The sequence below is a fragment of the Shewanella sp. BJSY2023SW005 genome (assembly GCF_047314585.1).
GTDB classification, from domain to species: domain Bacteria; phylum Pseudomonadota; class Gammaproteobacteria; order Enterobacterales; family Shewanellaceae; genus Shewanella; species Shewanella algae.
Window position 1 is genome coordinate 59,910 of record NZ_JBKORJ010000018.1, and the last position, 6,214, is coordinate 66,123.

Annotated in this window: 6 protein-coding genes; 3 read left to right on the forward strand and 3 right to left on the reverse strand. The window is 49.4% G+C overall.

The window, feature by feature from the left end; genetic code table 11:
• Nucleotides 1-3 precede the first annotated feature (3 nt).
• Complete coding sequence (locus tag ACMHXI_RS03905; RefSeq protein WP_107004604.1) at nucleotides 4-720, forward strand: UDP-2,3-diacylglucosamine diphosphatase; 717 nt, start codon at nucleotides 4-6, stop codon at nucleotides 718-720.
• Between the two features lie 170 nt (nucleotides 721-890).
• Here ACMHXI_RS03905 and miaE read toward each other — a convergent pair whose 3' ends face one another.
• Nucleotides 891-1,655, reverse strand: coding sequence for a tRNA isopentenyl-2-thiomethyl-A-37 hydroxylase MiaE (miaE, locus tag ACMHXI_RS03910; RefSeq protein WP_413734062.1), 765 nt, complete (start codon nucleotides 1,653-1,655; stop codon nucleotides 891-893).
• A 187-nt stretch (nucleotides 1,656-1,842) separates the two neighbouring features.
• Between miaE and ACMHXI_RS03915 the strand changes: the two genes are divergently transcribed.
• A complete protein-coding gene (locus ACMHXI_RS03915) occupies nucleotides 1,843-2,439 on the forward strand; it encodes a Yip1 family protein (RefSeq protein WP_025010711.1) in 597 nt (198 codons plus the stop codon).
• Nucleotides 2,440-2,630: 191 nt separating this feature from the next.
• Here ACMHXI_RS03915 and ACMHXI_RS03920 read toward each other — a convergent pair whose 3' ends face one another.
• Together ACMHXI_RS03920 and glnS are read right to left on the reverse strand one after the other, a co-directional pair.
• Entirely contained in the window at nucleotides 2,631-3,488 is an 858-nt protein-coding gene (locus ACMHXI_RS03920; protein ID WP_144133829.1) for a hypothetical protein, read from the reverse strand.
• Between the two features lie 282 nt (nucleotides 3,489-3,770).
• Nucleotides 3,771-5,441, reverse strand: coding sequence for a glutamine--tRNA ligase (gene glnS, locus ACMHXI_RS03925; RefSeq protein ID WP_044734232.1), 1,671 nt, complete (start codon nucleotides 5,439-5,441; stop codon nucleotides 3,771-3,773).
• A 210-nt stretch (nucleotides 5,442-5,651) separates the two neighbouring features.
• Here glnS and ACMHXI_RS03930 point away from each other — a divergent pair.
• Nucleotides 5,652-6,214: IS4 family transposase (locus ACMHXI_RS03930; protein WP_413734065.1), on the forward strand; the 563-nt coding region annotated here is incomplete at its 3' end.

Consider the following 6,214-nt stretch of genomic DNA (forward strand, 5'->3'; position numbering starts at 1 on the left):
TGAATGCGCACTCTCTTTATCGGCGATCTGCACCTCAGTGCCGATCGCCAAGATATCCTCAACGCCTTCTATCAATTTCTCGATACCGGTCTTGAACAGGTCGACGCCCTCTATATCTTGGGTGATCTGTTTGAGGTTTGGGTCAGTGATGATTTGGCCGAGCCCTTTGCCTTGGCGCTGGCCAAGCGTCTCTATGAAGTCAGCCGCAGCCTGCCGGTGTACTTTATCCACGGCAACCGCGACTTTATGCTGGGGAAAGAATACGCCGCCAAAGCGGGGATAACCTTACTGCCCGAGGTGTATCGACTGGATCTCTATGGCCACAAGACAGTGCTGCTGCATGGCGACAGCCTCTGCACTCTGGACAAGGCCTACCAGCGTTTTCGCCGTTTTCGCAATATGGCATTGCCCCGCTGGATATACCGCCATCTGCCGAAGAAGACCCGCAGCAATATTGCCGCTAAGCTCAGGCAAAACAGCCAGATGCAGAATCAGCTGAAAAGCATTGAGATAATGGATGTTGAGCCTAGCGCGGTGGATGAACTGTTTGCCGGCACTGGCGCCGAGTTGATGATCCACGGTCACACCCATAGACCGGATATCCATCAATTGGCGGGTAATAAGCAGCGCTTGGTGGTGGGAGACTGGTATGAACAGGGAAGTGTCTTGAGCATCAGTGCCGACAACATAGCACTGACCAGCCTGCCTTTCATAGAATAAAGCCAGCAGACCGGGCTTTAACTGAACTCATTCGGCTCGGGTTTTATCTGTTTGGCTTGAGTCGGCTCACATTGAACCTAGCCAGCCCTGATAACCTATAAAACCCTTCCAATCCAGCAGTTGCCGACCCTGTCGGCATCTTTATCTATGTAGGCGCAATATCGAGTAGTTTAAAGCGGCGCCCCGCTGTGAAACCTGAATTCATCATCCGGCGCTAGAATAAGCTCGGCTTCCACCTCGGCAAAATAAGCCACTCTGGCGCTGATATCCTCGCCGGCAATCACCTCGGCCAATGAAAGATAATCCTGATAGTGGCGCGCTTCAGAGCGCAGCAGTGAAATATAGAAACGTTTAAGCTCATCATCGAGCCAAGGCGCCAGCTTGGCAAAACGTTCACAGGAGCGGGCCTCGATAAAGGCGCCCACTATGAGTTTATCTATCAGAGTCGCAGGCTCATGGGTGCGAACGTGTTTCATCATCCCCTTGGCATAACGGCCGGCGCGGATGTTGCTGTATGGGATATTGCGCGCCAACATCAGCTCCAGCACCTGTTCAAAGTGATGGAACTCCTCTTTGATAAGGCGGATCATCTTGGCGATAAGTTCAGGGCCATGGGGGAACCCCGCCCTGGGCGTCAACTCACCAATCAACTCGTTCTTCTTCACCTCTCTGGCCAGAAAAGCCGCCATATCCCTGTCGTTGTGATAAACAAACTCTTCGTAAGGCTTGGCCCAGGTTAGCAACTGCTCGCCACTTTGCTTGTCCACCGCATACTTGCGGACCAAAAACATCGCCGTCTGCGCCGCCTTAAGCTCACAATTACAGTGATCTATCAGCAATTCGGTCAGTCTATGCTCCTCTTTGGCAGCTGCTATCCAGCTGTCAGGGGTTTCACAGGCCAGGAATTCTTTTACTGGGGCGAGTAACTGCTGCATTGAGGTCAGGCTTCCACAAGAGTTTTCAAGGCCGCCAAGTCTACCAGCAAGCCAATGCTATGCCCACAGCCTCTCGGAGTACAAACTTGACGGCCCGCTGTTTTTGTTCAATAAATAGACTCAGAGCGGTAAAACGCTCGTCTGCAGTTTGACGAGCAAAAGTCAAAGCGGAATAAGGATAATTATAATGGTATTGAATCACTTAATGGGGTTGTATACTCATCCCAAACAGGAATGGCAAACCATAGAACAAAACCATGAGGCACTTAAAAGCTGTCTCAGTCACCTGCTACTCATTGCGCTCATCCCTTCTGTCTGTAGTTATATCGCCGCCGTGCATATCGGCTGGAACCCAGGTGCCGGCGACCCCTTGTTTCTAACTGCCCAAAGCGGCTTCATCATGTGCGCCGGCATGTATTGCGGCCTGGTATTCGGTGTGTTCGCCCTCGCCTACCTGGCCTACTGGATGGGACAAACTTTTGATGCCCATCCGGACTTTACCCAGTGCCTGGAACTGGCGTCTTATACTGCCACCCCACTGTTTATGGTGGGGCTGGCGGCGCTCTATCCAGAGCTTTGGTTTATTATGGTGATAGGACTGATAGGCCTTAGCTACTCTGTATACCTGCTGTATACCGGGGTCCCTATCATAATGAATATTCCCGAGGAAAAAGGCTTTATCTATGCCAGCTCTGTGGTGACTGCAGGTTTGGTGCTCCTGGTCGCTCTGATGGCCAGCAGCGTGATCCTCTGGAGCATGGGACTCGGCCCAATACTGCAATAATAAAAGCAGTCATCAAAACACCAGAGACGAAAAAGGCGCTCCTTGAGCGCCTTTCTTACGTCCAATTCAGCCCTAGCCATATAGCATCCCCCCAACGGAACCCAGGATGTGTTGGGTAAGCAGGAGATATCCGTCATGCAGAACTGCTAAGAAGCCTTACATCTGCTCTGTACAAACTTACAGGCCAAGCCCTAGTTCAGTAATTCCTTTGCAAGCGCGTCATGGCCCAAACGGTCAAATAATGTGGCCAACTCAGTTAAATCTATGCTGCTATTCCTTAGGTCTTCAAAAGCTTGAGCAAATGCTTGCTTGAACTTTTGATCCTCAAGATAAGCTTCAATAAACTTCGCCCAAAAATCTTCCGAATTGATAATGCCGGAGTTAAATCTCTCAACGTAAAAGTGTTTAGCCGCATTGGGTGCATTAATGAAGCAATCCAAATACGCCCATGCATAATCACTGTCCGTCGTTAAGTTCACATCCACATTGAGCTTGTTTATAAACCATGAAATTATTTCGGTTTGATCGGAGTTTTCATGATAACAGGAAGTGACACTGGCATTAACCAAGTAGCCAAAGGCAAGATTAAGCTCTTCGTTGGATACTTGAATGTTGGCAATCAAAAACTCAATGGTATCACGACAAATAAAGTTACAGCTCACCTGTAAAACATAACCCCAAGGTATGTCTGCCTCCATATCGAGCATTAATTTGAATAGTTCAACCCTGCCGGGGATTTGGCACATATGATAGAGAGCATCTTCATCGTCGAACTCATAGGATATTCCTTTGTCGAGCGACTTTAAGAAGTTGAGGCACTGGATGGCCGTAGGGGTGATATCAACACCGGCACTCTCGACAACAGCATTAAAAATTAGCTGCTCCATAGGTTCGGTATCTTTAAAATGATTGTAAATTATTTCGACTAGATCAAACCTGTTACTCTCAATTATCGAGGTCAATACCCTAAAGTCCAGATCGTTCCTGATTGATTCTATGTCACCATTATTTATTGCTTCTTCGACTTCATGTGCTTGTTGAATCAACATTTAGATACCTTATATACATCCAAGTTGTTAACGCTTAAATAATCCCTATCACTTCAGCATCTGTTGAAGAATGATTGTGTCTTTACTGATATCAATCGAGAGCAGCTTAACCAGTTATTCAAGGGAAGGTGCGAACGAGTCCCATGGGTGCTCTATATCGGCTCACTGGCCTGGAAACGGTTTAAAGCGCAGAGGGAAATAAGCGGGCTTGTGAAGCCGACGGCTGACTAAGCTTGCGAAAAACAAGTCTAGTCAGCCACAGCTTTAGAGAATGGTACTGACTTAAGCGAATGAATCTCTTAATGCCACGGTGCGGTTAAATACCAGCTTATCTGGGCTTGAGTCCTTGCTGTCGGCACAGAAGTAACCTTCACGCTCAAACTGATAGGCCTTCTCGGCCTCCGCTTGCACCAGACCAGCCTCAACCAAACCATGCTTAACCACCAAAGATTCCGGGTTCAGCACTTCGTCCACAGTTTCTGCCGCTGCCGGATTGGCATCGACAAACAGGCGATCATAGAGGCGGAACTCGGCAGGCACAGCGCTGCTGGCTTCGACCCAGTGGATCACGCCCTTGACCTTGCGGCCATCGGCAGGGTTTTTACCCAGAGTCTCAGGGTCATAACTGCAGTAAATGGTGGTGACCTTACCGTCGGCATCCTTGTCACAACGCTCGGCTTTGATCACATAGGCGTTGCGTAGACGCACCTCTTTGCCCATCACCAGACGCTTGTAGTGCTTGTTGGCTTCTTCACGGAAGTCGGCCGCATCGATATAAAGCTCACGGCCAAAGGCCAGCTCACGATTACCCAGCTCTTCCTTGTTGGGATGCACTGGCGCACTGACATGCTCCAACTGCCCTTCAGGATAGTTCTCAATGATCACCTTAACCGGCTCGATAACCGCCATGGCTCTCGGGGCATTGTCGTTGAGCTCTTCACGGATACAGGCTTCGAGCATACCCACTTCCACCAGGTTATCCTGCTTGGTCACGCCGATGCGATCACAGAACTCACGGATGGAGGCCGGGGTGTAACCGCGGCGGCGCAAACCGGCGATAGTCGGCATGCGGGGATCATCCCAGCCATTGACCAACTGACGTACCACCAGCTCGTTGAGCTTACGCTTGGACATCAGGGTATATTCCAGATTCAGGCGTGAAAACTCATACTGACGGGTACGGTTGGGGATCTTGAAATCATCCAGATTATCCAACACCCAGTCATAGAGGCGACGGTTATCCTGAAACTCCAGCGTACAAAGGCTGTGAGTGATATTTTCCAGCGCATCAGAGATACAGTGGGTAAAGTCGTACATGGGATAGATGCACCACTTATCACCCGTCTGATGGTGATGAGCGAATTTGATCCGGTAGATTACCGGGTCGCGCATACACATGAAAGGTGATGCCATATCTATCTTGGCCCGCAGTGAACACTCGCCTTCTTTAAATTCACCGGCGCGCATCTTTTCAAACAGTGCTAGGTTTTCTTCAACGCCGGTGTCACGATAAGGGCTGTTCTTGCCCGGCTCTTTCAAAGTGCCGCGGTACTCGCGCATCTGCTCGCCATTGAGAAAACACACATAAGCCAGACCTTTTTTGATCAGCTCAACGGCATAACCGTAGAGGCTATCAAAGTAGTCTGACGAGTAATGGATATCACCGGCCCACTGGAAGCCCAGCCATTGCACGTCCGCTTTAATGGAATTTACATAGTCAATGTTTTCTTTTTCCGGGTTGGTGTCATCAAAGCGCAGGTTGCACTGGCCCTGATAGTCCCTGGCAATACCGAAATTCAAGCATATAGACTTGGCGTGACCTATGTGCAGGAAGCCATTAGGCTCTGGTGGGAAACGGGTGTGCACATTGGTGTGCTTACCGCTCGCCAAATCTTCATCTATGATATTGCGAATGAAGTTACTTGGACGTACTTCGGTGTCCACATGACTCATGAAATTCCTCTTTGCGAACAATGGCTGTCTAACGAAAAGAGGCATGATCCTACAGATCATGCCCGGTTACAATCCTTCTAGAATAAAAACTGCGGCGCACTTCGTCAAACCCGGCGCCGTGATCAAAAAAGCAGCCAAGATGGCTAATGCCGATCAGTTAAGACAGATCGCTTGACGATCTCACTGAAAGGATCAAAATCCGATGACCCCATGTCATCGGATTTTTTTATGCAACTTTCAGAAGCTTTGGCGCGTACTCATATCAACCGTCTTACCGAATTCACCTGTCTGGCCGATGTACTTGAGCCCGATTTAATTCAGTCGTGCCTTGATTCACATGGTGTTGCCAGTTTAAGGCGACGTAAGTTACCTATGGATGCCATGATTTGGGCGGTGATTGGTATGGCTCTGTTCAGAGGCGAATCCGTCCGCTCTCTCATCAATAAGCTTGATATCGTCTTACCTCAAGAGGTGGATTACGTTGCGCGCAGCGCTGTCACGCAAGCGCGCAAGCGGCTGGGCTCCGACGTTGTTCGAGATGTGTTTAAGCGAAGTGCCAAGACCTGGCATGAAAGAGCAGAGCATCCTCATTGGTGTGGACTCAATCTCTATGGGGTCGATGGTATCGTATGGCGAACACCTGATAGTGAGCAAAACAATCAGGCCTTTGCCAAAACTGCCAACGCTTCTGGTGATGCTGCCTATCCTCAAATTCGCATGGTTTGCATGATGGAGTTAAGCAGCCACTTGGTATTGAACAGTGCCTTTGATTC